Consider the following 23,610-nt stretch of genomic DNA (forward strand, 5'->3'; position numbering starts at 1 on the left):
GCCTGACTAGACCGACCCGGCGTCGTTGTCGTCCAGCCTGCGCTGCGGCATATGCAGCAGCAAGTCGGCCAGCGGCCACAGTATCGCCATAAATACGGGCGACCACAGCCACTGCCACCCGGCCCATTCCCCGGACATCCAGGCATACACCACCCGGCCTACGGTTTTGGCCGCCACGAAGATGAGCAGCATGTGAACAGCCTGGATCACGGCATTGAAGTGCTGCAGCCGCCGCCTCAGGGCGACAGCGCCATAGGCCGCCAGGACATACACCAGCGCATGCCCGCCCAACAGCGAGCTATCGTGCACATCCATGGCCAGCCCGAAAAAAAACGCGGTCAGCATGGATACTCGCTGGGGTTCGTTCAGACACCAGAACGCAATCACGAGCAGGAGAAGATCCGGCGCGGGCTGCCAGAGCCGCCAGGGCAACAGGGAAATAAGCCAGACCAGCAGGATGGTGAACCAGATGAACAGCCCGCTGCTGGGCCGCTTGAACGGAGAAAGATCGATGGGCTCCAGAGAGCTCAACGATGAGGCGCCGCGCCGGGAGACGGGCGCGCTATTGTCCGGCTTGCGTACCATGCTTCAAACCTTCTTGCTCCAGGTCTTGCGGAGAAACATCCACCAGCAGGACCAGGAAATGACGATGACGTTCGGGGTGGGACAGCGGCGTAGCTTCTGCCAGCGCAAAGCCCGTGGCGGGGTCGCGCGACACGGTGTCCACACTGGCGACCGACAAGCCAGCCGGGAACAGCCCGCCAATCCCGCTGGTGATCAGTGTATCCCCAGGAACGATATCGACGTTGGCGGTAAGGTAGCGCACCTCGACCTTGCCGGAAACATTGCCGCCGAACGCGATCAAGCGCAGGCCATTGCGTAGCACCTGAACAGGAATAGACACTTTGTCGTCGGTAAGCAGCGCCGCTTCTGAGGTGAACGGCGTTACACGAACGATTTGGCCAACAATGCCGCCCTCGTCGATCAGCGGCATGCCCGGTCGGATGCCGCTGGATGAGCCCTTGTTGAAGATCAGGTGATGCGAGAACGCATTGGGCGGCTCGTACAGCACTTCGACGGCCACGGAGGGCTGGGTGACTTCATCGGCGACCTTGAGCAGCCGCCGCAATTGTTCGTTTTCTGTGGCCAGTTGCGCCGCGTGGGTGGACAGCTGCGCCAGTTCTATGCGCTGGCGCTGCAGGGCTTCTTTCTCGGAACGCGCCAGCGAAGCGGCGTCTTTCCAGTCGTTGAAGTGCTCCACCGCATCGCGCGGCGCCAGCATCAGGCGCTGAAACGGATAGAGCGCCACAGACATCGCCTGGCGAGCGGGATCGAGCACCGCCCAGCGTGCGTCGACCACCAGCAGTGCCACCGCCAGCAGTGTAAGTACGAACAGCCTGAGCTCGGCCGTGGGGCCGCGCTTGAATAGCCTGATCGTGCCGGTTTCTTGCATGGAAAGCGCAATGCCCTGTTAAACGCGCTGCAAGCACCAGCCCGCAGCGCCTTGCAAAGCAGAATCAGTCGTAAATAAAAACCGTACCCAAGCGCTCCAGATGCTCGAGCGCCTCGCCGCAGCCGCGCACCACGCAAGTGAGCGGGTCTTCGGCTACGACCACCGGCAAGCCGGTTTCTTCCTGCAACAGGCGGTCCAGATCATGCAGCAAGGCGCCGCCGCCGGTCAGGGCAATGCCCTTGTCGGTAATGTCGGCCCCGAGCTCGGGCGGCGTCTGTTCCAGCGCTGTCTTGACGGCTGACACGATCTGGTTGAGCGGATCGGTGAGCGACTCGAGGATTTCGTTGGATGATACGGTAAAGCTGCGTGGCACGCCTTCGGACAGATTGCGGCCCTTGACCTCGATCTCGCGGATTTCGGAGCCTGGAAACGCGGAGCCGATTTCTTTCTTGATGAGTTCGGCGGTGGGCTCGCCAATGAGCATACCGTAATTGCGGCGAATGTAGTTGATGATGGACTCATCGAATTTGTCGCCGCCGACGCGCACCGAACCCTTGTAGACCATGCCCCCCAGCGAGATGATGGCAACTTCGGTGGTGCCGCCGCCGATGTCGACCACCATGGAGCCGCTGGCGTCCGACACGGCCAGCCCTGCGCCGATGGCAGCCGCCATGGGTTCTTCGATGAGATAGACCTGGCTTGCGCCTGCGCCCAGGGCAGATTCGCGAATGGCGCGACGCTCGACCTGGGTGGAGCCGCAGGGTACGCAAACAATGATGCGGGGGCTGGGCGCGAACATGCTGCGCGGATGCACCATGCGAATGAACTGCTTGAGCATCTGCTCGGTAACGGTGAAATCGGCAATCACGCCGTCTTTCATGGGGCGAATGGCCTCGATGTTGCCTGGAACCCGGCCAAGCATCTGTTTGGCCTCGCGTCCCACTGCCTGAATGATTTTCTTGCCGCTGGGGCCGCCATCGTGACGAATGGCGACGACAGACGGTTCATCCAGCACGATACCCTTGCCGCGAACATAGATAAGGGTATTGGCGGTACCGAGGTCGATCGCCATGTCGCTGGAGAAGTAACTACGAAGAAATCCGAACATGGGCGCTCAGTGATATCAAAAGTAAAGAGGAATCCGTCAGCGCAGGCAACCAACCAGCGCAACATGGGCGCCAAATTTTGACCAACGAATTAAACCAGCAATGATAACTTATAATTGACGCTTGATTGGATCAAAAAGCGGCATATTATTGAATGTAACCGGGCATCCCTTATGCCCGAAAAACAATCATACATGTCCGCTCATTCTCTCTCTTCAGCAACCAAGCAAAAAGCCATGGCAATCACCGAGCATGACGTGAACCGCATCGCGCGGCTCGCCCGTATTGAACTTTCGTCAGACCAGAACCTCCAGGCCCAGCAGGAGTTGAACGGCATCCTGGCACTCATCGAACAGTTGCAGGCCGTCGACACCCAGGGCATCGAGCCCATGGCGCATCCCTTGTCGGCCCACCAGGACATCCACCTGCGCCTGCGTCCCGATGTCGCCTGGCCCACCAACACGCCTGAACAGCGCGCTGCCCTCATGGCCAACTCCCCGGCCCGGCACGAAAACCTGTTTCTGGTTCCCACGGTCATCGAATAAGCGATATCCAGTATGTCCCTGCACAACGAATTCGACAGTATCGCCGCCATGCGCGAAGCGTTGCGCGCGCGGCGCGTCAGTGCGCGCGAACTCGCGACCAGCGCCCTGGAGGCCGTACAGTCCCGCAGTAGGCTGAACGCCTTTCTGCATATAGACCCGGATCTCACCCTCGCACAGGCCGATGCGGCCGATCGCCTGCTGGCAGAAGAAGCCACGCCCCCGCTGTTGGCAGGCGTGCCCATTGCCCATAAAGATCTTTTCGTCACCCAGGGTTGGCGCACCACTGCAGCCAGCAAAATGCTGGCGCAGTATAAAAGCCCTTTTGACGCCACCGTGGTCAGCCGCCTGCAGCAGGCGGGCGCGGTTTCGCTGGGCAAGCTGAACTGCGATGAGTTCGCCATGGGTTCGGGCAACGAAAACTCCGCTTTCGGCCCCACACTCAATCCATGGGATCTGGATGCCGTTCCCGGCGGCTCGTCGGGAGGGTCGGCCGCCGCCGTCGCGGCAGGGCTGGTCATCGGCGCAACCGGTACGGACACAGGCGGTTCAGTACGCCAACCTGCCGCCTTGTGCGGGGTCAGCGGCATCAAGCCCACTTACGGCACGGTCTCGCGCTACGGCATGATTGCCTATGGCTCCAGCCTGGATCAGGCAGGCCCCATCGCCCGCCATGCCCAAGACCTGCTCGAACTGCTCGATCCCATGAGCGGGTTCGATCCACGCGACGCCACCAGCCTCGAAACCTGCGACGGTGTGGCCAACGCGCCCGGCCGCATCCGCGCCCAGTTCGATGCCACCGCCAAAGCCTACACAGATGGCGGCAGCCAGCCGCTCAAGGGCCTGCGCATCGGCGTTCCGCAAGAGTTTTTCGGCGAGGGCCTGGCCGCCGATGTCGCCCAGGCGATCGAAGCCGCGCTGGCAAGCCTTGAATCGCTGGGTGCGTCGCGTGTATCGATTTCGCTGCCGCTCACTGAACTGTCCATTCCCACGTATTACGTCATCGCGCCTGCGGAAGCCTCCAGCAATCTGTCGCGTTACGACGGCGTTCGCTACGGACACCGCGCCCAGGCCTACAGCGATCTGGCCGAGATGAGCAGCCGCTCGCGCACAGAAGGCTTCGGCCCGGAAGTCCTGCGCCGCATCATGGTCGGCACCTACGTGCTGTCCCACGGCTATTACGACGCCTATTATCTGCAGGCCCAGCGCGTGCGCCGCATGATTGCCAACGACTTCCAGCGCGCGTTTGCCGATCACTGCGATGTCATCGTGGGGCCGGTCACGCCTTCGGTGGCCAAGCGCATTGGCGATAACCGCGAAGACCCGGTGGCCGACTGGCTGGCCGATATCTACACGCTAGGCGTCAGCCTGGCGGGCCTGCCCGCCATGTCGATTCCTTGCGGCCTGGGCGGCACCGGCAAGCCGCTGCCCATTGGCCTGCAGATCATAGGCAATTACTTCAGCGAGGGCCGTCTCCTGGCCCTGGCCGACCGCTTCCAGCAAGCGACGGACTGGCATCAACGCAAACCGGAACAAGCATAATGGAATGGGAAATCGTCATCGGGCTGGAAACACACACGCAGCTTTCCACGCAGTCCAAGATATTTTCTGACAGCAGCACGCGATACGGGGCCGAGCCCAACACGCAGGCCAACGAGGTTGATATGGCCTTGCCGGGCAGCCTGCCCGTGCTCAACAAGGGCGCCGTGGAGCGCGCCATTCAGTTTGGCCTGGCGGTAGGGGCCCATGTCGCGCCGCTGTCAGTCTTTGCGCGCAAAAACTACTTCTATCCCGACCTGCCCAAGAACTACCAAATCAGCCAGTTCGAAATCCCCGTCGTGCAGGGCGGCAGTATTTCGTTCTTTGTGGATGGGGTCGAGAAAACCGTCAACCTGACCCGCGCCCATCTTGAAGAAGATGCCGGCAAGTCGCTGCACGAAGACTTTACGGGCCCGCACGGCGAGTCTTCGACCGGCATCGACCTGAACCGCGCCGGCACACCGCTGCTCGAAATAGTCTCCGAACCCGAAATGCGTTCGGCGGCCGAAGCTGTTGCCTATGCACGCGCCTTGCACAGTCTGGTCGTCTGGCTCGGCATCTGCGACGGCAACATGCAAGAAGGCTCCTTCCGTTGCGATGCAAACGTCTCCGTGCGCCCCAAGGGCCAAAAGGAATTCGGCACCCGCAGCGAAGTCAAGAACGTCAACTCCTTCCGTTTTCTCGAGCGCGCCATCCTGTTCGAAGCGCGTCGCCAGATCGAACTCATCGAAGACGGCGGCACGGTGGTCCAGGAAACCCGGCTCTACGATGCCGACCGCGATGAAACTCGCAGCATGCGCAGCAAGGAAGACTCGCACGACTACCGGTACTTCCCCGATCCCGATCTGCCCCCGCTGGTGATCGCCCCCGAATGGATCGAGAAAGTCAGGGCAGCCATGCCCGAGCTTCCACGCCACAAGCGCGAACGCTTCCAGGAAAAGCTCGGCCTCACCGCCTACGATGCTGCGCAACTCACGATGGATCGCGCCACCTCGGATTATTTCGAGCAGGCCGCTGCCGCACTGCCGCCCGGGCAGGCCAAGCTGGCCGCCAACTGGGTGCTTGGCGAAGTCTCCGCCGCACTGAACCGCGAAGAACTCGACATCAGCCGGTGTCCGGTAAAGCCTGTCGCGCTGGCCAGCCTGATCGAACGCATCATCGACGGCACGATCTCCAACAAGATCGCCCGCGAAGTGTTCACGGCCATGTGGGCTGGAGAGCAAAACGGCAGCGCCGATGCCATCATCGAAGCACGAGGCCTCAAGCAGATCAGCGATAGCGGCGCCATTGGCGCCATGATCGACGACGTTATTGCCGCCCACCCCGCGACGGTTGATGAGTACCGCGCCGGCAAGCAGAAGGCGTTCAATTCGCTCGTGGGACAAGTGATGAAGGCTGCCAAGGGCAAGGCCAACCCGCAGCAGGTCAACGACCTGCTCAAGCAGAAGCTGGGCTAGGCGGTTTGCCCAACGACTGAGCCAGCGCCTGGGCGGCGGGCCACGCCATCCAGCGCGGGCGCGCTGCCCTGACGCCCAGGACAGCGCCTTGCCTAAACGCCGTACTTCGCGCGATAGGCAGCCACCGCATCGCGATGCGGCGCCAATGCTGCATTATCCTGCAACAAGGCCATGATATCGTTCAGCGATGCAATGCTGACCACCGGCATGCCATAGGTTGCGGCAACATCCTGCACCGCCGAATGCGCCGACAGCGCGTCATCCGCGCCTGCGCGCTCCATGCGATCAAGGGCAATCAGCACTGCCACGGGTTCCGCGCCGGCATTGCGTATGATCTGAACAGACTCGCGCACCGACGTACCCGCGGTAATCACATCATCGATAATGACCACCCTGCCCTGCAGCGGCGCGCCCACCAGCATTCCGCCTTCGCCATGATCCTTGGCCTCTTTGCGATTGAAGGCAAACGGAACATCCCGGCCCTGCAAACCCGGATGGGATGCCAGCGCCACCGACGTTGCCGTGGAAAGCGGAATGCCCTTGTAAGCGGGCCCAAACAGCATATCGAACTGCACCCCCGAATCGACCAGCGCCTGAGCGTAAAAGCCTGCGAGACGGCCCACTGAGCGCCCTGTATTGAACAGGCCGGCATTGAAAAAATAAGGGCTGACGCGGCCCGATTTGACCGTAAAGCTGCCAAAACGCAGCACGCCCTGCTCCAGGGAAAAGCGCACAAAGTCGGCGCGGTTGGACGAATCGCTCATGTTGAAATCGATAAATGACGGGAAACCAGCATTATCGTTCATCAGGGCGGCTCCCGTCTTGAGACGCGCATGATGTCAGTTCCGGCGTGCGCGTCTGCTCACACGCCGGGCACCGCACATGTATTTTCGTTCAACCATCTATTACACTTGATGGTTGAGCCACGCCCGTTTCGCATATGCAATCAACAAAGTTCCGATCATGACATCGAACGCCTGCATCCCCCGCACGCCCGGCATGTCCAGCAATCGGCCCTATCACGGCAACCGGAGTTACCCCACACATGCTTAGAGTTATTTCCGCCAATCTCAACGGGATTCGTTCAGCCGTCAACAAAGGCTTTCTCGACTGGCTCCCCAAGCAGAATGCCGATTTCGTCTGTATGCAAGAACTCAAGGCTCAGGCAGACAATCTCACGGCAGCCATGCTCAACCCCGAAGGGTATTACGGCTACTTTCACTACGCAGAGAAAAAAGGCTATAGCGGCGTCGGCGTGTATACCCGCCAACAGCCATTACAGATCATCGAAGGGCTGGGGGTACCCGAGATCGATGCCGAAGGCCGCTATCTGGAGCTGGTCTACGACAATCTGTCCATCATCTCCGTGTATCTGCCTTCGGGGTCCAGCGGGGATCACCGGCAGGCCGCCAAGTATGTGTTCATGGAACACTTCTTTGCCCACCTGGACGCCCTGGCGCGCTGCGGGCGCCGCGTGATCCTGTGTGGCGACTGGAACATCGCCCATAAGGAAATCGATCTCAAGAACTGGAAAGGCAACCTGAAAAACAGTGGCTTTCTGCCAGAAGAACGCGCGTGGCTGACACGCGTGTTCGACGACATCGGCTGGATGGATGTCTATCGCGGCTTGTATCCGGAAGCCACGGGCGAAGCCTATACCTGGTGGAGCAATCGCGGCCAGGCCTGGGCCAAGAACGTAGGCTGGCGCATCGATTACCAGATCGCCACCAAGGACATCGCCGCCACGGCCAAGTTGGCGACCATCTACAAAGATGAGCGTTTCAGCGACCACGCGCCGCTGATCATCGACTACGATACATCGCTCTAAATCAGAACTCGACGGTCACCCCCGCGTACAGGCGGCGTCCGTCCAGTGTTTTGCCAAACTCCTCGGAGGTAACGACCTTGTCAAAGACGTTATAGATGCCGGCAAAGCCGCTGACTCGCCGGTTGAACTTGTACGTCGCGCCCATATCCACCAGTGTGTACGAAGGAATGCGCTCTTCGCCGCCTTCAATAGACCGGCTCTTGTACCGCAGCTTGCCCCACACGCCGAAATCAGCCGTGGCCTTCCAGTCCAGCCCCAGGTTGAACATATGCCGGGGCAGGTTGTTCAGTGGCTGGCCCTCGTTGATCCCGCTGGTGATCTCGCTGTCCGAGTATGTGTAGTTGGCGTTCAGCGTCGTGGGCCCCAGAGGCATGCCAAAGGTAACCTCCACGCCCCGCAGCGTAGCCGCGTCCAGATTCACATACTGATTGATGCTTTCCCGGGTTTCGCCGTTGTAGTGGCAATTGGGCGCACCGGGCGGGCTGGTGCAAATCGTCTGCTTGTCGATCTTGTCTTTGTATCGGGTGTAGTATGCCATCACGCCAAAGTTCACCTGCTCGGCGGTATTCCATGAAAAGCCCAGCTCATAGTTGGTGCTGCGCTCGGGCTGCAGATCGTTGTTGCCCATATCCCAGGAACGTCCGCGCCCGGCCTGCTCAACGATATTCTCGTCAGCCTGCTTGAGCGTCGGCGTTTTGTAGCCGCCGCTCACGCCGCCCTTGAACAGAAAATCGGGATTCACCCGATAGACACCATAAAGACGCGGGGTGACCTTGGTGCCATAGTGCTCATTCCGATCAAGGCGCACACCGCCTGTCAGCGAAAAGGCATCGGTAATAAAATACTCATCCTCCGCAAACAGGGCGGCCTGCCAGCGTGTCAGGTTCAGCGCGCGAGAACCCGGAAAACGGCTTTCATCGTGATCCGTTTCTTCTTTCTTGTATTCGGCGCCCAGGGTAATCATGTGCGCGTCCAGCGGCATCACCGTCTTCGTATTGAGGATGGATGCGCTATAAGACGACTCATTGCCGCCGTTCTCGATCGAGACATCTTCGCGAATCGCGTACGTCTTGGTACTGAAATTTCTGCCCCAGCGCCAATCATGGGTGATGCCGTAATGTACCCGCCGATTGTTCATATCGCCGGGCGCCCCTGTTTTTACGGTACGCTCGTTATCATGCGTGGCCACGCCACCTTCGAATTCCAGGCTATGCGCTTCGTTGAGTATCCAGTCCAGCTTGGCGGTATTGTCCAGACTTTTCTTGCCCGCATATCCCCCATCAAAATCATCCTCGCCGCGATAATACTTTGAGCCGTATACCGTAACCCCCAGCCTGTCCTGCACCAGCGGGCCGCTCAGATAATAGCGTCCCTGGTAGGTATTGCCGGCATCGGAGTTTTTCTGCAGCACCGTATCCATGGTGACGCTGCCCACCCACTCTTGCGTGACCTTCTTGGTAATGACGTTGATCACACCACCCAAGGCGCTGGAGCCGTACAACGAGGACATGGGCCCGCGTATGACCTCGATCCGCTCAATGGCAGACACCGGCGGCAGCCAGCCCACCTGCGCGCCCCCTCCAAAACCGTTGTAGTACGCTTCTGACGACGCGCCCAATGGCTTGCCATCGACCAGAAACAGCACATACTGCTCGCCCAGGCCGCGTATCGTCACCGATGTGGATTCGATCTTTCCTCCCGCACCGCCTTCGATCGACACGCCCGGAACGTCTTGCAGCGCGTCGGTCACGTCACGGTAGAACTTGCCTTCGAGCTGCTCCTGCGTGATGACGGTGATGGAAGCAGGCGCATCCGACAGCGCCTGCTCAAACCCGGACGCCGTGACAACCACATCCGGCAGCGTCGCCACATTGCTGGCCTGCGCGTAAGCGTGCAGAGGAAGAACAAGAGATGCCATCGTTGCGGCACCCAGACCGAAAGCCGTACGCCGCGCGAACGGAATGTGAGAAATCGTTGAAAACATGAAAAGTCCTGGTATCCACCCGGCAGCCTGGGGCTACGGCAGGTGCATGTATTGAGAATGCGAATGGTTATCTTTTGTAATTATGGATAGTAACCACCATTCCTGACCATTCTCTGACGCATGGGTGTGTTATTGACGCGCAGACGTTCAAGCCATCGTGGCGGCCACCCGCTGAAAACGCATCCGCACGATACAGGGCGAGGCGGCGGCAAAGTACACATCACCCCCCGCGTTCCGCAGAGTCTGCCTGACGATGGCCAGCCCAAGGCCCGAACCCGGGGAGCCCTGCCGCCCTTTTCGAAACCGCGTGAACATGGCATCCTGAATATCCAGCGGCACGCCACTGCCCTCGTCGGCGATGTCCAGCTCAACACCTGCCTGCCCGTCGTCGCGCAGCGTCACAGTAACCGTGCCGGCACCATGAAACAAAGCGTTTTCCAATACATTGCTGATGGCATCGCGCAGCAAGTCCCCCGACCCCACAACAATGACATTGTCGGCAATGGCGACTTCGATGCGGCGAGCTTTTTCTTCGAACAGCACAACCATCGACGCCGCGGCTTCGCGGGTCGCGCGTGAGAGATTGCAGTGCAGCGCTGCCTGTTGCAGCCCCGCCTGAGGGTGCTCTTGCCGCGCCAGGGCCAGCAACTGATCTACCAACCGGCGAATCTGCTGCATTTCACGTTCTATCGCCGGCCAGTCCGCCTTGCCTTCCGCGCGGCTTTTTTGCAGGCGCAGATCAAGCACTGTGAGCGGCGTGCGCAGTTCATGGGCAGCGTCGGCCACCACCCGTTTTTCGTGCTCGAACGCTGTGGCCAGGCGATCCAGGCCGTTGTTGGCGGCGCGCGCCAAAGGCAGAACCTCGCGTGGCAACCTATCGAGCGGAATCCGACGATCCGACGCATGAGGACCGATATCCGCTGCGATCTGCGCGGCTTTTCTGACTGGCCGAAGGCTCCAGTGCAACAACCAGAGTATCAGGCACACGGCGACCAGACTGAACGGCACCAGCATCACCAACCCACGCATCATTCTGGTTTGCAGCAGCGCCCCAACCATTTCCCTTTCTCTGGCGTCGTTCTTGGCCACCATCAGCACCGAGCCGTCCTCGAGCGCCACGGGTATATTGATCACGTTACCGCTGCGCACCGTGGCGCGGAATACGCGCAGTTCGTCTTCCAGCGTTGCGCGCCGCAGGCGCCTTGGATGCTGCAGGTTATCCGAATGCCACAACAACCCGCCATCGGCCGCGTAAAGCGTATAGGAAAGCGTCTCTCCGGCGTACTCGGAGGGCAGTTCGCTCACGTCGCTGGCAGCGGTGAACCCCGCGGCGATTTCATTTGCCTGCATGAACATGATGCCGCGGCGCAGCTCATCGCGCGTGTCGTAGAGATACAGCGCAAGGCTGCCGAATCCCAACAAGAGCACCAGCAACAGCGACATCAAAATGCGATGCTCAAGGCTTCGGCTATACATGCCCGCTGCCATCCATAACAATCCGATAGCCCAGACCGCGCACCGTGTCGATACGAATGTCGGCGCCGGCCATGGCGAGCTTGCGCCGCAAGCGGGATACCAGTGCTTCGATGGCGTTGAGCGTGACAGATTCATTGCATGCGTAAAGACGCTCTTCGAGCCTGTCCTTCACGACGATACGGGGCGCCACGCGCAGCATTTCTTCCAGGAGCATCGCTTCGCGGCGGGGAAGATCAAGCACTTGTCCTGCAACCACCGCATGGCGGGAGGCTGGCTCGAACGACAGATTGCCGCGGCTCAGCGTCTGATACCCCGGCACCGTGCGCCGCAGGACGGCGCGCAAACGGGCCTCGAGTTCAGGCACCGCAAATGGCTTGAGCACGTAATCGTCGGCCCCGGCGTTCAGGCTGGCGACTCGGCTTTCGAGTGCATCCCGCGCCGTCAGCACAATACACGGGACCGATCCATTCCGATCTGTATTTCGGGCAGCCAGGATCTGCGCGCCATCCATATCCGGCAGCCCGAGATCAAGAATGAGCGCGTCGTAACGACTTGCCTGCATGCAGGCGATGGCTTCGCCGCCGGTGCCTGCCACCTCTACCGCAAAACCGCAACGCCGCAGGTGGTCCGCCAGCAGATCCCGCAAAGACTGATGATCATCAACGATGAGGATTTTCATAGGCTGGCCGATGGCATTCGAACAAGCTGCCGTGTCAGGCTGCGATCAGGAAAAACATGCATTATATCAATCGAGAATAATATTGATATCTTTTCGCATTTACCTTACAGCAATGGCCAAAACCTCTTTATCGCCAGCCGCACTGCGGGCCTACCGCCTGGAAGTAGCTTCCCGTTCCGTGCTGGCTGCCCTGGGCGGATATGGCCTTGCGGCCCTCAGCGCAAGCAGCCTGGGCCTGATTCTGCCGCTCTCTCCCCTGCAGGCTGCCCTGACGGCCACCATGCTGGCTTTTGTCCTGTACTGCGTATTCGCCATCTGGGTGTTTTGCACGGCAACCGCTCGTCGGGCCTGGATGGGCGGCCTTTTGCTGGCAGCTGTTCCTGCCTGCCATCTTCTGTGGGCGGGGGCATCACAATGAACGGACTTGGATTCAGGCAAACCAATGCCTGGCTGCACACCTGGACGGGATTGCTGCTTGGCTGGCTGCTGTATGCCGTGTTTGTTACCGGAACGGTCAGTTTCTTTCGCGATGAGATCAATTACTGGATGAAGCCCGAGCTGCATGTGTCGCAGCCCGATGCCGACACAGTCCAGCGCGCGGCCAAGGCCATGCCGAGCATCGCACCCGGCGCAACAAGCTGGACGATCACACTGCCAGACGAACGCACTACTGCCGTCTCAGTGCAATGGTTCGACGACGACGACGCGCCGCAAGGCAAGCGTCGGGGCAAACGGCTCCTGCTCGACGCCGCGACCGCCGAACCGCTGGCGCCGCGCGACACGCGCGGCGCCGACTTTCTCTATCGTTTTCACTTCGAACTGTACGGCATGCCGCGAATCTGGGGAAGATGGATAGTGGGCGCCGCCACCATGCTCATGCTGATCGCCATTGTCAGCGGCGTCGTGACACACAAGAAGATTTTCACCGATTTCTTTACCTTCCGGCGGCGCAAAGGCCAGCGCTCATGGATGGATGCGCATAATGCGCTGGCCGTCCTGGCCCTGCCCTTCCATCTTGTGATTACCTACAGCGGACTGCTGCTCCTGATGGTCATGCTCATGCCCTGGGGCATACAGAGCGCGTATCAAGGGGATACGCGCGGATTCTTTTCCGACTTGCGCGGCAGTCGGATTGCAGAACAGCAACAGGGCACAGTCTCGCGCCCTGCGCCGATGACAGACCTCACCCCCTTGCTCGCTCAGGCGCAAAGCCAATGGCCCAACGGCGTAGGCAGCATCAGCGTCAGTGCGCCAGGCACGGACCAGTCCATCATCGAACTGCGCGAAGGCAAAGGCAGCAGCCTGGTGTCGCGTGGCCGCAGCGAACGCATGCGCTTTGATGGCGTCTCGGGCACGCTGCTGGATGCACCCGCACAACCCACTACCGCTGGCGCCGTGGGTGTCTACAACGTGTTTTCCAGCTTGCACTTGATGCGCTTCGCTGGCCCCTGGCTGCGCTGGCTATGTTTTATCAGTGGCCTTGTCGGCTCGGCCATGATTGCAACCGGGATGATATTGTGGGTGATCAAGCGTCTGCCGCAACGGCGCAAGCTGGGCACCCATCTTGGCCATCGCCTGGTGGAATGCCTGAATGTGGGTACCATTGCCGGCCTTATGGTGGCCATGGGCGTGTATTTCTGGGCAAACCGGCTCTTGCCGGCACAGATGGCCGCCAGATCGACCTGGGAAATCAGCAGCTTCTTCGCTGCCTGGGCGATCTGCTTGCTGCATCCCATGTTGCGCACGCATCGGCATGCCTGGATAGACCAATGCTGGGCCGTCGCCATCCTCTACGTGACGCTACCCTTGAGCAACCTGCGGTATCCCAACAGCCATCTGGGTATTTCGCTGGTCCAAGGCAACTGGTTGCTCGCCAGCACCGATCTGGTATTCCTCGTTTTCGCTGCCCTGGCCGCGCTTGCCTTGTGGTTTTTGTGCAAATCCGGGGCTGCCACAACGTTACCAAAGGCAACTGCATTGCGTCCCGCTACCAAGGGAGCGGCAGCATGACCGGCGTGGGAATGGCGCTATCGATGGCAGGCATGGCAGCCCTGAGCCTGGGTATGAACAAACACCATGAACAGGTGTTCGGCGGCATCAGCACGACGCGGCGTACGGGCCTGTTCAGGCTATTGGGCTGGCTGCTGCTGGCCTTGGCTGTCATACCGTGCGTGCACCTCTACGGCATTTCCATTGGCCTGGCCACCTGGGCTGCCGAATTGACCATGGCGGCACTCGTCACCATGCTGCTAATCAGCTACAAGCCACGCTTGCTCCTGTGGCTGACAACAGCGTGCGCCGTGTTCGCAGCCCTGTTCGCCGTCCTCTGATTACGGCGTTGCGAGCGCAGTACCGCCCTCACTAGCCCGCCCTTCCGGTCTGTGCTACACATAGCTCAGGAAACTGGAAAGGAGAAGCAGTGAAGCCATCCGCATCAACCATCAATCGCCCCGTATTCTTCACATCAGCGGCTTTCATTCTTATTCTTGTCGCATTTGCGATCATCACGCCGACCAAAGCCCAATCACTATTCGAACTCATTCAGTCATGGATACTCAGCAACGCCAGCTGGTTCTATGTTCTGACGGTTGCCATTATTCTGCTTGCCGTCATCTTTGTGGCGGTCAGCCGTTATGGCGACATCAAGCTTGGGCCGGACCACAGCCAGCCCGACTATCGCGATGTCACCTGGTTCGCCATGCTTTTTTCTGCCGGCATGGGCATCGGGCTGATGTTCTTTGGTGTGGCGGAACCCGTCATGCACTTCATCGACCCGCCTGTGGGCAGCGGTGGCACCGCGCACGCCGCGCGCGAGGCGATGAACATCACCTTTTTCCACTGGGGCCTGCATGCCTGGGCCATCTATGCGGTGGTGGCGCTGACGCTCGCCTTCTTCAGCTATCGCCATGGGCTTCCCCTGACCCTTCGCTCAGCGCTCTATCCGTTGATCGGCAACCGCATTTACGGGCCTATCGGGCATGCCGTCGATATTTTCGCCATTATCGGCACCGTGCTGGGTGTGGCCACCTCGCTGGGCCTGGGCGTCGCCCAGATCAACAGTGGCCTGAACCATCTGTTCGATATTCCCGTGTCCATACCGGTGCAGATCGTCCTCATCGTCATCGCCTGCGGCCTGGCCACATTGTCAGTGGCAAGCGGCCTGGATCGAGGCATCCGTATTTTGTCGGAAACCAACCTGGCGCTGGCCGTGCTGTTGCTGCTTTTCGTACTGATTCTGGGCCCAACCGTCTTCCTGTTCCAGACGTTTGTTCAGAATACCGGTGCCTATCTATCTGACCTGGTCAACAAGACCTTCAACCTGTATGCCTACCAGCCCAACGACTGGATTGGCGGCTGGACACTATTCTATTGGGGCTGGTGGATTGCGTGGTCTCCTTTTGTTGGACTGTTCATCGCGCGCATTTCCCGCGGCCGCACCATACGCGAATTTGTACGCGGCGTGTTGCTGGTGCCAGCAGGCTTTACCCTGTTCTGGATGACCGTATTTGGCGATACGGCCATTCATTACATCCTGGTGGATGGCATCGAGGGCTTTGCCGAAATCGTCAACGAGGACAGCTCCCTGGCGCTGTTCGCGTTTCTCGAGCACTTGCCGCTGTCCAGCATCACCTCCATCGTCGCCATCATCATGGTGGTCGTGTTTTTTGTCACATCGGCCGATTCGGGTGCGTTGGTGGTGGACCTGCTGGCCTCGGGGGGCGCAGCGCATTCACCCGTCTGGCAGCGCATCTTCTGGTCACTGTCCATGGGTTTGGTCGCCATTGCCCTGCTGCTGGCTGACGGCCTGCAAGCCTTGCAAACCGCCACGATCGCCAGCGCCCTGCCATTTTCGGTCATTTTGTTGCTCGCGCTCTGGGGGCTGTTCAAAGCACTCAAGCTCGACGCCACCAAGCGGCGCATCCGCTATCAGACCATCACCCGTTCGCAGCCAATGGGCAACGGGCAACAATGGCAACGCAGGCTGCGCAACATCGTCATGATGCCAAGCCGCGAACACGTCATGCGCTTTATCGACGACGTGGTGTTGCCGGCCATGCAGGCCGTAGCCAAGGAATTGCGAGGCCAGGGCTACGAAGTGACCGTGCAGGAAAAAGGCGACAACGATCAGGTCCAGCTCCACGTGTCCCACCATGGCCAGTACCTGGATTTTTCCTATGCCGTGTTCCCGTTGGAGCAGATTCGTCCTGGCCTGACGCCCGACGAAGTCGAGCACGAAGACGAACGGCGCTATTTCCGCGCTGAAGTCTATCTGCGCGAGGGGGGCCAGGATTATGACATCATGGGATGGAGCCGGGACGATGTGATCGGCGACATTCTCGACCAGTACGAGCGCCACCGCCAGTATCTGCATATGGTGCATGGCGCGAGCACCCCGGCTCAGGCCGAAAGCTGAACGGCCAGGCCTTCACTCCACGACGGAACCCTTCTATGCACGCTTTGACTGATTTTCCTGTAAACGATAAATGGCCTGCCCGGCATCCCGACCGCATACAGCTGTACTCGTTGCCTACGCCAAACGGCGTCAAGGCATCCATCATGCTGGAAGAAACAGGCCTGCCTTATGAACATCATCTGGTCAGTTTCGACACCAATGACCAGATGTCGCCCGAGTTTCTCGCGCTGAACCCCAACAACAAGATTCCTGCCATCATTGATCCCAATGGGCCCGGCGGCAAGCCGCTGCCCCTGTTTGAGTCCGGCGCCATCCTCATCTACCTGGCAGACAAATCCGGCCGCTTCTTGCCCAAGGATGAAGCTCAACGCTACCAGACCATCCAGTGGCTGATGTTTCAGATGGGTGGCGTTGGGCCGATGTTTGGACAAGTGGGTTTCTTTCATCGCTTTGCAGGCAAGGAATACGAAGACAAGCGCCCTCGCGATCGCTACATTGCCGAGTCGCGCCGTCTGCTGAGTGTGCTCGATCGGCAATTGGACGGCAGGCCGTGGATCATGGGCGACGAATACACCATTGCCGATATGGCGACCTTTCCCTGGATACGCAATTTGGTCGGTTTCTACGATGCGGGTGATCTTGTCGGTTTCGATGACTTTACGCATGTGGCCAAAAGCCTGGAAGCGTTTGTGGCACGGCCTGCAGTCGAGAAAGGCCTGAACATCCCGCCACGCGGATAAATAAGTTCGCGCTGCGGACAGCAGCAAACGTTTAGCTTTTGGCCTTGGCAGGCAGGGATGGTTCCGTCCCTGCGTATCGGCCGCCTCCATCCAGCGCGTCGATTTCAGTACGGCGCAATCTGAGCAACAGCAAGCCAGGCACGGCGATCAGTACGGTGAGCACAAAGAAAACCGGCCAGCCGAAAGACTCGACCAGCGGCGGCGTAAACGGCCCCGCCAGATAGGTGCGGCCAACGGCAGACAATGCTGACAGCAGGGCAAACTGCGTTGCCGAGAATTCCTGCTTGCACAAAGCCATCAATAAGGCCACGAACGCTGCCGTACCCAGGCCGCCGCAGAGATTTTCCACCGTGACAACCAGCGCCATGGAATACAAATGCGGCGGCGTCACCGCCAGCACCCAGTAGCCAAAATTGGAGACCGCCTGCATGACGCCGAACAGCATGAGCGACCGGTACAAGCCAAGCCGCGCCATAATGCCTCCGCCCGCCAGTGCCCCGACGATCGTGGCCGCCAGGCCGAACACTTTGTTGATCGTGCCCACTTCTGTGACATCAAACCCCGCGCCGCGCAAGAGGAACGTGGTGGACAAGGCGCCGGCAAAGGCGTCTCCGAGCTTGTAGAGCACGATCAGCAACAGCACCGTCACAGCACCCCGCCGGCTGAAGAACTCGACCAGCGGCTCCACCACGGCAATGCGCAGGGACACTGGCGCCTTGGCAATGACCTCGGGCTCAGGCGCCAGCACCGTTGCCACGGCACACAGGGCCATCAAGCCTCCCATCAAAAAATAGGTGTTGTGCCAGCCCAGCCATTGATCAGCCAGCACCAGCGCCAGTCCGCCCGAAACGATCATCGCAAGGCGATAGCCCAAGACCTTGACGGCCGCGCCTGCAGCCCGCTCCTCCTGGCGCAGTACATCTGTGCTATAGGCATCAAAGGCAATATCCTGTGTTGCCGACAGAAAGGCCACAATCACGGCGATGACCGCCAGGAACCCAAGGTGGCCGGCAGGCGACAGCAAGCCCATGGCGGCGATGGTCACGGCCAACAGCAATTGTGAAAAGAATACCCAGCTGCGGCGGCGTCCCAGGACGGGCGGGGAATAGCGGTCTACCAGCGGCGCCCATAGAAACTTGATGGTGTAGGCAGTGCCGATAAGCGTGAGAAAGCCAATATTTTGCAGTGACACGCCATCGACTGTGGCCCAGGCCTGCAGCGTGCCAGTGGTGAGCGCCAGCGGCAATCCGCTGGCGAAGCCCAGCACCAGCAAGGGAACGACACGGGGGCTGGTATAGACACTGGACAAAGCGATGATCAGGCCTCTTGGTGATTTGGAGATTCGAAGCGGTACACAGCAAGCGTACTGCGCCATCCCGGCAAGAGTTTAACTTCTTTGTTGCGATTGAAGGTGGCTGTATGCGTAATGCGCAATTGCAGCGCCGCGGCCAAATCTTCGAAATCCTTGAGGGTGCAAAGATGAATGTTGGGCGTATCAAACCACTGGTAAGGCATTTCGCCCGTCACGGGCATGCGTCCACGCAATATGGACAGTCCGTGAGGCCAGTGTCCGAAATTCGGAAATGACACGATACCGTACTTTGCCACCCTCGCCATCTCGCGCAGAATATGCTCGGTATTGTGCATGGATTGCAGTGTCTTGGAGAGCACCACGGTATCGAACTGATTGTCGTCGAACAGCGCCAGTCCGCCTTCCAGGTTTTGCTGCACCACTTGCACGCCGCGCCGCACCGACGCAATGACAAGTTCGTCGCTGATTTCGACCCCCGCACCAATAATCTGTTTGTTGGCCTGAAGATAGGCGAGCAGCGTACCGTCGCCACAGCCAAGATCCAGCACCCGGCTCTTGGGCGCAATCCAGCTGGCGATACGGGCGAGGTCGGCGCGCACATGCTTGGGCGCTACAGTGGCAGGTTTCACGCGAGGACTCCCGTGACGCGTTTGCGTTCCGGCAGGCCGAGATCTGCCGCGATGCGATCGTAATAGGCCTGGACGACCGAATGATATCGCGCGTCATCCAGCAGGAAAGCGTCATGCCCATGCGGGGCATTGATCTCGGCATAGGTTACCGGGCGCTTGTTCTTGAGCAGCGCGCGTACGATCTCCCGCGATCGTTCCGGCGGAAAACGCCAGTCTGTCGTGAACGACACCAGCAGAAAGTCAGCCAGAGCCGGCTGCAGGGCTTTGGCCAGATCGCCGCCGTAATTGCGCGACGGGTCGAAATAGTCGAGCGCCCTGGTAATCAGCAGATAAGTATTGGCATCGAAATAGTTGGAAAACTTTTCGCCTTGGTAGCGCAGATAGGACTCGACCTCGAACTCAACGTCGTAACCATAGTGGAATGCTCCGTTGTCCGCCGGCGCGCGCTGAACACGGCCGAATTTTGCTGCCATGTCTTCATCTGACAGATAAGTAATATGCCCCACCATTCTGGCGACTGACAGCCCGTGCCGCGGCACCACGCCATGCGCATAATAGTCCCCGCCGTGGAAATCAGGATCGCTGATGATCGAGCGGCGCGCCACTTCGTTAAAGCCAATGTTCTGCGCGGACAGCCGCGGCGTGCTGGCCACGACAATGCAGGCGCCCACGCGCTCCGGGCAGGTGATGGCCCAACTCATGGCCTGCATGCCGCCCAGCGAGCCGCCCATGACCGCGGCCAGCTTTCTGATGCCAAAATGGTCTGCCAGCCTGGCCTGCGCCTGTACCCAGTCTTCGACGGTGAGCATGGGAAACGCGCCTCCCCAAGGCTTGCCGGTGTCCGGATTGATACTGGCCGGCCCGGTCGAGCCAAAGCAGGATCCCAGATTATTGACCCCGATGACAAAAAACCGGTCGGTATCCAGCGCCTTGCCTGGTCCGACCATGTTGTCCCACCAGCCGATGTTCTTGGGATCATCTGCCGAAATGCCCGCCACATGGTGCGAGGCGTTCAGCGCATGGCAGACCAGCACGGCATTGCTGCGCTCGGCGTTAAGCTCGCCGTAGGTTTCAACGGCGAGCTGATAACTGGGCAGCACTTGCCCGCTCGCCAATGCCAGGGGCTCGTTGAATGAAATGAATTGGGGTGTAACGATGCCGACTGATCCTGAAGGAATATCGCCGGCGGAACCGGCAGATGCAGCAGGAGCGGATATGGAAACGACTTGAGCAGGAGTAATTTCGGCCATAAGGACCTCTTTAGCTGGATTTATGAGGCGCCCGCAAGCAGATCAAGCAAATCGGCGCGCTACGTTAAAAAATATAAGTAGACACTGGGTCAATGAACTAGTTTAGCATCGTCGGCCCGCGCTGCCCCAACAAATCCCTGACGGCCGCGCGGGATCATGCCTCAAACTTTCAATCTGCATCAACAAAAAAGCCCTGTTCAGCTACTTGCGGCCGGGCCTCCTTGATAAATTTGAGTATATTTTGCAAGCAGATAGATACTATTGAGAATGCGAAAGCCCCTCAAACCAAGTACAGCCAAAGCGCACAAACGTAGCAAGCCACTCACTACGCGCGAGCTTTCCTGCTTGCAATGGGCGTCTATCGGCAAAACCAGCTGGGAAGCCGGCATGATTCTGGGCTTGTCCGAAAGAACCGTCAATTACCATGTTCACAATGCCTGCCGCAAACTTGGCGTGCACAGTCGCCAGGCGGCCATCACCATTGCGCTCAACGCAGGCCTGGTGCCAGGCTTATCCCACGCAGGAACTCTTCTGCCTGATCCTGAGGGAACGCATCCGCCGCCGCCGTCACGATTCCTTCAATTAACGCTTGATCTGTAAGCCACACCGCAACCTTCAGTCTGAGCGCCCTGCCTTGCGACTCTCCGTCGATGACAAAGGGTTCTCCCATCGCTGGCAAGGTTGAGGGAGGCTGCTGGCCCAGGCTCTGGTACAACGAAGCGATCACTGCTGAAGCAAATGCCTTGCGAGCGGTGGCGTCACCCTGTATTGGCCCGGGTAACGGCGCGTAGCCGACCGCAAACAGGGTATCCTGCACCGAGGCGCTGGTCAGCGAAAAGGCCAGTTCATGCCCGTCGAACTGCAGGTTGCGGCTTTCTGTACGGGGCTTATCCGGGAAAAATGCCGTTACCGCGCCGCCTGCCACTTGTACCTGCCGCCAGTTATAGTCCGGAGAACAGCCTGCCAGCAACAGCACCAGGATCAACGAAAAAAACGTACGAAACATCACCACGCTGCTGTCTCCCAAGACCTCAGTTAAAATCGCCTGAAAAACCAACTTATCAAAGATATCGCCCAATGACTTCTCATAACCAAGGCTACAACGCGCTGTGCCACCACCTCCCTGTACTGAAAGGCATTGCACGCGGTATCGAAAAAGAAGGGCTGCGCGTCACGCCCGAAGGCACACTTGCGCTCACACCGCATCCTGAGAGCCTGGGCTCGGCACTGACCCACCCGCACATCACCACAGATTATTCCGAAGCGCTGCTCGAACTGATTACGGACACGCATGATTCTACCGAAAGCCTGATCGCGGAGCTTGAACAAACGCACCGCTTTGTGGCTCAAGCGCTGGGCGACGAGCTGATCTGGAACCAGTCCATGCCGGCGCAACTGCCCCCAGAAGCCGACATCCCCATCGCCTGGTACGGTACTTCCAATACCGGCATGCTCAAACATGTGTACCGGCGTGGCCTTGCCGAACGCTACGGTAAATCCATGCAGTGCATTGCCGGCGTACACTACAATTTCTCGGTGCCCGAGCCCTTCTGGGAACTGATCGGCATACAGGGCGACGGCGTACAGCGCCGCTCCCGGGGCTACATGGCGCTGATCCGCAACTTCACGCGCTATTCCTGGCTGCTGATGTATTTGTTCGGCGGTGCACCCGCGATATCCAAGAGCTTTTTGAAAACCCCATCGGTCAAGCTGGAAACGCTTGACGACAACACACTCTACCTGCCCTACGCGACCAGCCTGCGCATGAGCGACCTGGGCTACAAGGGTAACAAGGCACAGTCGGAACTGCAGCTGTGCTACAACGATCTCGAAACCTTTCTGGAGCGCATGTACAACGCCGTGACGACGCCATGGCCCGATTACGAGGCCATCGGCACGCACCGAAACGGCGAGTGGATACAACTCAATACCAATATCATCCAGATCGAGAACGAGTACTATTCCAGCATACGCCCCAAGCGGACCACCGGCCGGTGTGAACGCCCTGCGCGCGCGCTGGCAGAGCGCGGCGTCCAGTATATCGAGGTACGCTGCCTGGATATCGACCCATACTCGCCTACCGGCATTTCGGTCGACACCAGCCGTTTCATGGATGCCTTTCTGCTTTTCTGTGCCGTCGAAGACAGCGCCTACTTTTCCAACAATGGTTTCTGCCTCCACAGCCAGAGTAATTTTGCGCGGGTCGTAAAAGAAGGGCGCAAACCAGACCTTATGCTCAACAACGAGGGCACCCCCATTGCGCTCGCCGAATGGAGCAAGCATTTGCTGGACCGTATTGCCCCCTATGCGGAACTGCTCGACAGCGCCTATGGCGGCACGCTTTACGCTGCGGCAGTGTCCGCCCAGGCAAAAAAGGTCGCAAACAGTGAACTTACCCCATCAGCTCGTCTGCTGCAGGATCTGCGCGACAGCAAACTGAGTCTGCACGACTTCACTCTGCAACAGAGCAAGGCGCACCGCGACACCTTGTGCGCGCAGCCACTGGACGCCGCCGTCATGCAAGCCTATCAGCAGATGGCCAGCGACTCGTTCGCAGAACAACAACGCCTCAAAGCGGACGATACCGAAGATTTCTCCAGTTATGTCGCACGCTATCATGCGGCGCTCCAAGGCTGTCAAAGCGGGGTCAGCAGTTAGCCGCTGGTCCTTGATCAGCCACAATTGAAACAAAATATATGCCTGCGGCTTGGTTGGCTGGCGAGCTCGCGTCCGCCCGTCATACCTTCCATGCATTACATCGCTGGGCATGCACCCGCCTGCCGCTCGGGCAAGCGCTGCATTCAGCCCTTCATCTGCATCCCTTCAGGCGGCGGGAACACTGATTGCTGCGGCATTTGTCAGCGCAAGCGATCCGTTCGCATCGCCAGTGATGATCCATCCTTTCCTGTCATTCTCAAAGGGAGTCCAGCCATGCCCGCCAAATCGAAGGCACAGCAACAAGCAGCCGGTATCGCGCTCGCCGCCAAAAAGGGCGAAAAGAAGGTCAGCGAACTCAAGGGAGCATCAAAATCCATGTATGAGTCCATGAACGAAAAGCAGTTGCGCGAGTTCGCTGATACCGAAACCAAGGGCAAGCCCAAACACAAATCCGACTAACCCCTGACGTTACAGGCTCAGGCAGGCCAAGCTCGACGGCTGAAAGCCACGGTCATCCGCAATCCGAAAAACAGATTCTGTTGC

Annotated in this window: 23 protein-coding genes; 12 read left to right on the forward strand and 11 right to left on the reverse strand. The window is 59.5% G+C overall.

From position 1 onward, the window contains the following. Positions 1 to 6: 6 nt before the first annotated feature. From mreD to ERE07_RS07040, 3 genes are all read right to left on the reverse strand, one after another. Entirely contained in the window at positions 7 to 585 is a 579-nt protein-coding gene (gene mreD / locus ERE07_RS07030) for a rod shape-determining protein MreD (protein ID WP_130008096.1), read from the reverse strand. Further along, a complete protein-coding gene (gene mreC / locus ERE07_RS07035; RefSeq protein ID WP_130008097.1) occupies positions 563 to 1,453 on the reverse strand; it encodes a rod shape-determining protein MreC in 891 nt (296 codons plus the stop codon). Before mreC ends, mreD begins: the two co-directional genes overlap by 23 nt. A 64-nt stretch (positions 1,454 to 1,517) precedes the next feature. Further along, positions 1,518 to 2,561, reverse strand: a complete 1,044-nt coding sequence (locus ERE07_RS07040) for a rod shape-determining protein (protein ID WP_130008098.1) — start codon at positions 2,559 to 2,561, stop codon at positions 1,518 to 1,520. A 234-nt stretch (positions 2,562 to 2,795) separates the two neighbouring features. On the opposite strand from ERE07_RS07040, the gene gatC reads away from it, so the two are divergent. Genes gatC through gatB form a run of 3 tightly spaced genes read left to right on the forward strand, consistent with a single transcriptional unit; the run spans position 2,796 to position 6,097 of the window. Further along, complete coding sequence (gatC, locus tag ERE07_RS07045; RefSeq protein WP_130008099.1) at positions 2,796 to 3,104, forward strand: Asp-tRNA(Asn)/Glu-tRNA(Gln) amidotransferase subunit GatC; 309 nt, start codon at positions 2,796 to 2,798, stop codon at positions 3,102 to 3,104. A gap of 12 nt (positions 3,105 to 3,116) precedes the next feature. Continuing rightward, complete coding sequence (gene gatA, locus ERE07_RS07050; protein WP_167670760.1) at positions 3,117 to 4,643, forward strand: Asp-tRNA(Asn)/Glu-tRNA(Gln) amidotransferase subunit GatA; 1,527 nt, start codon at positions 3,117 to 3,119, stop codon at positions 4,641 to 4,643. Next, positions 4,643 to 6,097, forward strand: coding sequence for an Asp-tRNA(Asn)/Glu-tRNA(Gln) amidotransferase subunit GatB (gatB, locus tag ERE07_RS07055; protein ID WP_130008101.1), 1,455 nt, complete (start codon positions 4,643 to 4,645; stop codon positions 6,095 to 6,097). Before gatA ends, gatB begins: the two co-directional genes overlap by 1 nt. Before the next feature lie 92 nt (positions 6,098 to 6,189). On the opposite strand, the gene pyrE is transcribed toward gatB, so the two are convergent. Next, positions 6,190 to 6,861, reverse strand: a complete 672-nt coding sequence (gene pyrE / locus ERE07_RS07060) for an orotate phosphoribosyltransferase (protein WP_130008309.1) — start codon at positions 6,859 to 6,861, stop codon at positions 6,190 to 6,192. Between the two features lie 281 nt (positions 6,862 to 7,142). Between pyrE and ERE07_RS07065 the strand changes: the two genes are divergently transcribed. Then, complete coding sequence (locus tag ERE07_RS07065; RefSeq protein ID WP_130008102.1) at positions 7,143 to 7,925, forward strand: exodeoxyribonuclease III; 783 nt, start codon at positions 7,143 to 7,145, stop codon at positions 7,923 to 7,925. Between the two features lies 1 nt (position 7,926). On the opposite strand, the gene ERE07_RS07070 is transcribed toward ERE07_RS07065, so the two are convergent. The 3 genes from ERE07_RS07070 to ERE07_RS07080 form a co-directional block, all read right to left on the reverse strand. Next, positions 7,927 to 9,909, reverse strand: a complete 1,983-nt coding sequence (locus ERE07_RS07070) for a TonB-dependent receptor domain-containing protein (protein WP_209021101.1) — start codon at positions 9,907 to 9,909, stop codon at positions 7,927 to 7,929. Positions 9,910 to 10,056: 147 nt separating this feature from the next. Then, positions 10,057 to 11,385 (reverse strand): sensor histidine kinase, encoded by a 1,329-nt coding sequence (locus ERE07_RS07075; RefSeq protein ID WP_130008103.1) that lies wholly within the window; start codon positions 11,383 to 11,385, stop codon positions 10,057 to 10,059. Beyond that, positions 11,378 to 12,064, reverse strand: a complete 687-nt coding sequence (locus tag ERE07_RS07080) for a response regulator transcription factor (RefSeq protein WP_130008104.1) — start codon at positions 12,062 to 12,064, stop codon at positions 11,378 to 11,380. Before ERE07_RS07080 ends, ERE07_RS07075 begins: the two co-directional genes overlap by 8 nt. A 112-nt stretch (positions 12,065 to 12,176) precedes the next feature. On the opposite strand from ERE07_RS07080, the gene ERE07_RS07085 reads away from it, so the two are divergent. The 5 genes from ERE07_RS07085 to ERE07_RS07105 all read left to right on the forward strand — a co-directional run bounded on the left by ERE07_RS07085 (position 12,177) and on the right by ERE07_RS07105 (position 17,218). After that, on the forward strand, positions 12,177 to 12,482 hold the full coding sequence (locus ERE07_RS07085; protein ID WP_130008105.1) for a hypothetical protein: 306 nt from the start codon (positions 12,177 to 12,179) through the stop codon (positions 12,480 to 12,482). After that, positions 12,479 to 14,074 carry a PepSY-associated TM helix domain-containing protein gene (locus tag ERE07_RS07090; RefSeq protein WP_130008106.1) on the forward strand — a complete coding sequence of 532 codons (1,596 nt, stop codon included), beginning with the start codon at positions 12,479 to 12,481 and terminating at the stop codon, positions 14,072 to 14,074. Before ERE07_RS07085 ends, ERE07_RS07090 begins: the two co-directional genes overlap by 4 nt. Next, positions 14,071 to 14,394 carry a DUF3325 domain-containing protein gene (locus ERE07_RS07095; protein WP_130008107.1) on the forward strand — a complete coding sequence of 108 codons (324 nt, stop codon included), beginning with the start codon at positions 14,071 to 14,073 and terminating at the stop codon, positions 14,392 to 14,394. The genes ERE07_RS07090 and ERE07_RS07095 overlap by 4 nt, the downstream gene beginning before the upstream one ends. An 89-nt stretch (positions 14,395 to 14,483) precedes the next feature. After that, positions 14,484 to 16,478: a BCCT family transporter gene (locus ERE07_RS07100; RefSeq protein ID WP_130008108.1), complete on the forward strand. Its 1,995-nt coding sequence runs from the start codon at positions 14,484 to 14,486 to the stop codon at positions 16,476 to 16,478. A gap of 35 nt (positions 16,479 to 16,513) precedes the next feature. Continuing rightward, entirely contained in the window at positions 16,514 to 17,218 is a 705-nt protein-coding gene (locus ERE07_RS07105) for a glutathione S-transferase N-terminal domain-containing protein (protein ID WP_130008109.1), read from the forward strand. Between the two features lie 31 nt (positions 17,219 to 17,249). Here ERE07_RS07105 and ERE07_RS07110 read toward each other — a convergent pair whose 3' ends face one another. The 3 genes from ERE07_RS07110 to metX are packed head-to-tail and all read right to left on the reverse strand — an operon-like array spanning position 17,250 to position 20,409. Beyond that, positions 17,250 to 18,527 carry a muropeptide transporter gene (locus tag ERE07_RS07110; RefSeq protein ID WP_245153513.1) on the reverse strand — a complete coding sequence of 426 codons (1,278 nt, stop codon included), beginning with the start codon at positions 18,525 to 18,527 and terminating at the stop codon, positions 17,250 to 17,252. A gap of 8 nt (positions 18,528 to 18,535) precedes the next feature. Continuing rightward, positions 18,536 to 19,159 (reverse strand): methionine biosynthesis protein MetW, encoded by a 624-nt coding sequence (gene metW / locus ERE07_RS07115; protein WP_130008111.1) that lies wholly within the window; start codon positions 19,157 to 19,159, stop codon positions 18,536 to 18,538. Then, positions 19,156 to 20,409 (reverse strand): homoserine O-succinyltransferase MetX, encoded by a 1,254-nt coding sequence (gene metX, locus ERE07_RS07120; protein WP_130008112.1) that lies wholly within the window; start codon positions 20,407 to 20,409, stop codon positions 19,156 to 19,158. The genes metW and metX overlap by 4 nt, the downstream gene beginning before the upstream one ends. Before the next feature lie 267 nt (positions 20,410 to 20,676). Between metX and ERE07_RS07125 the strand changes: the two genes are divergently transcribed. Continuing rightward, entirely contained in the window at positions 20,677 to 21,009 is a 333-nt protein-coding gene (locus tag ERE07_RS07125) for a helix-turn-helix domain-containing protein (protein WP_130008113.1), read from the forward strand. Here the strand turns inward: ERE07_RS07125 and ERE07_RS07130 are convergent. Then, on the reverse strand, positions 20,897 to 21,415 hold the full coding sequence (locus ERE07_RS07130; protein WP_130008114.1) for a hypothetical protein: 519 nt from the start codon (positions 21,413 to 21,415) through the stop codon (positions 20,897 to 20,899). The two genes, ERE07_RS07125 and ERE07_RS07130, sit on opposite strands and share 113 nt — an antisense overlap. Before the next feature lie 71 nt (positions 21,416 to 21,486). On the opposite strand from ERE07_RS07130, the gene gshA reads away from it, so the two are divergent. Both gshA and ERE07_RS07140 read left to right on the forward strand, forming a co-directional pair. Further along, positions 21,487 to 23,067, forward strand: a complete 1,581-nt coding sequence (gshA, locus tag ERE07_RS07135; RefSeq protein WP_130008115.1) for a glutamate--cysteine ligase — start codon at positions 21,487 to 21,489, stop codon at positions 23,065 to 23,067. Between the two features lie 273 nt (positions 23,068 to 23,340). Next, the gene (locus tag ERE07_RS07140; protein ID WP_130008116.1) at positions 23,341 to 23,526 is read left to right on the forward strand and encodes a DUF3008 family protein; all 186 of its coding nucleotides are present in this window, start codon (positions 23,341 to 23,343) and stop codon (positions 23,524 to 23,526) included. The last annotated feature ends 84 nt before the right edge of the window (positions 23,527 to 23,610 follow it).

The sequence above is a fragment of the Allopusillimonas ginsengisoli genome, assembly GCF_004153455.1.
Classification (GTDB): domain Bacteria; phylum Pseudomonadota; class Gammaproteobacteria; order Burkholderiales; family Burkholderiaceae_B; genus Allopusillimonas; species Allopusillimonas ginsengisoli.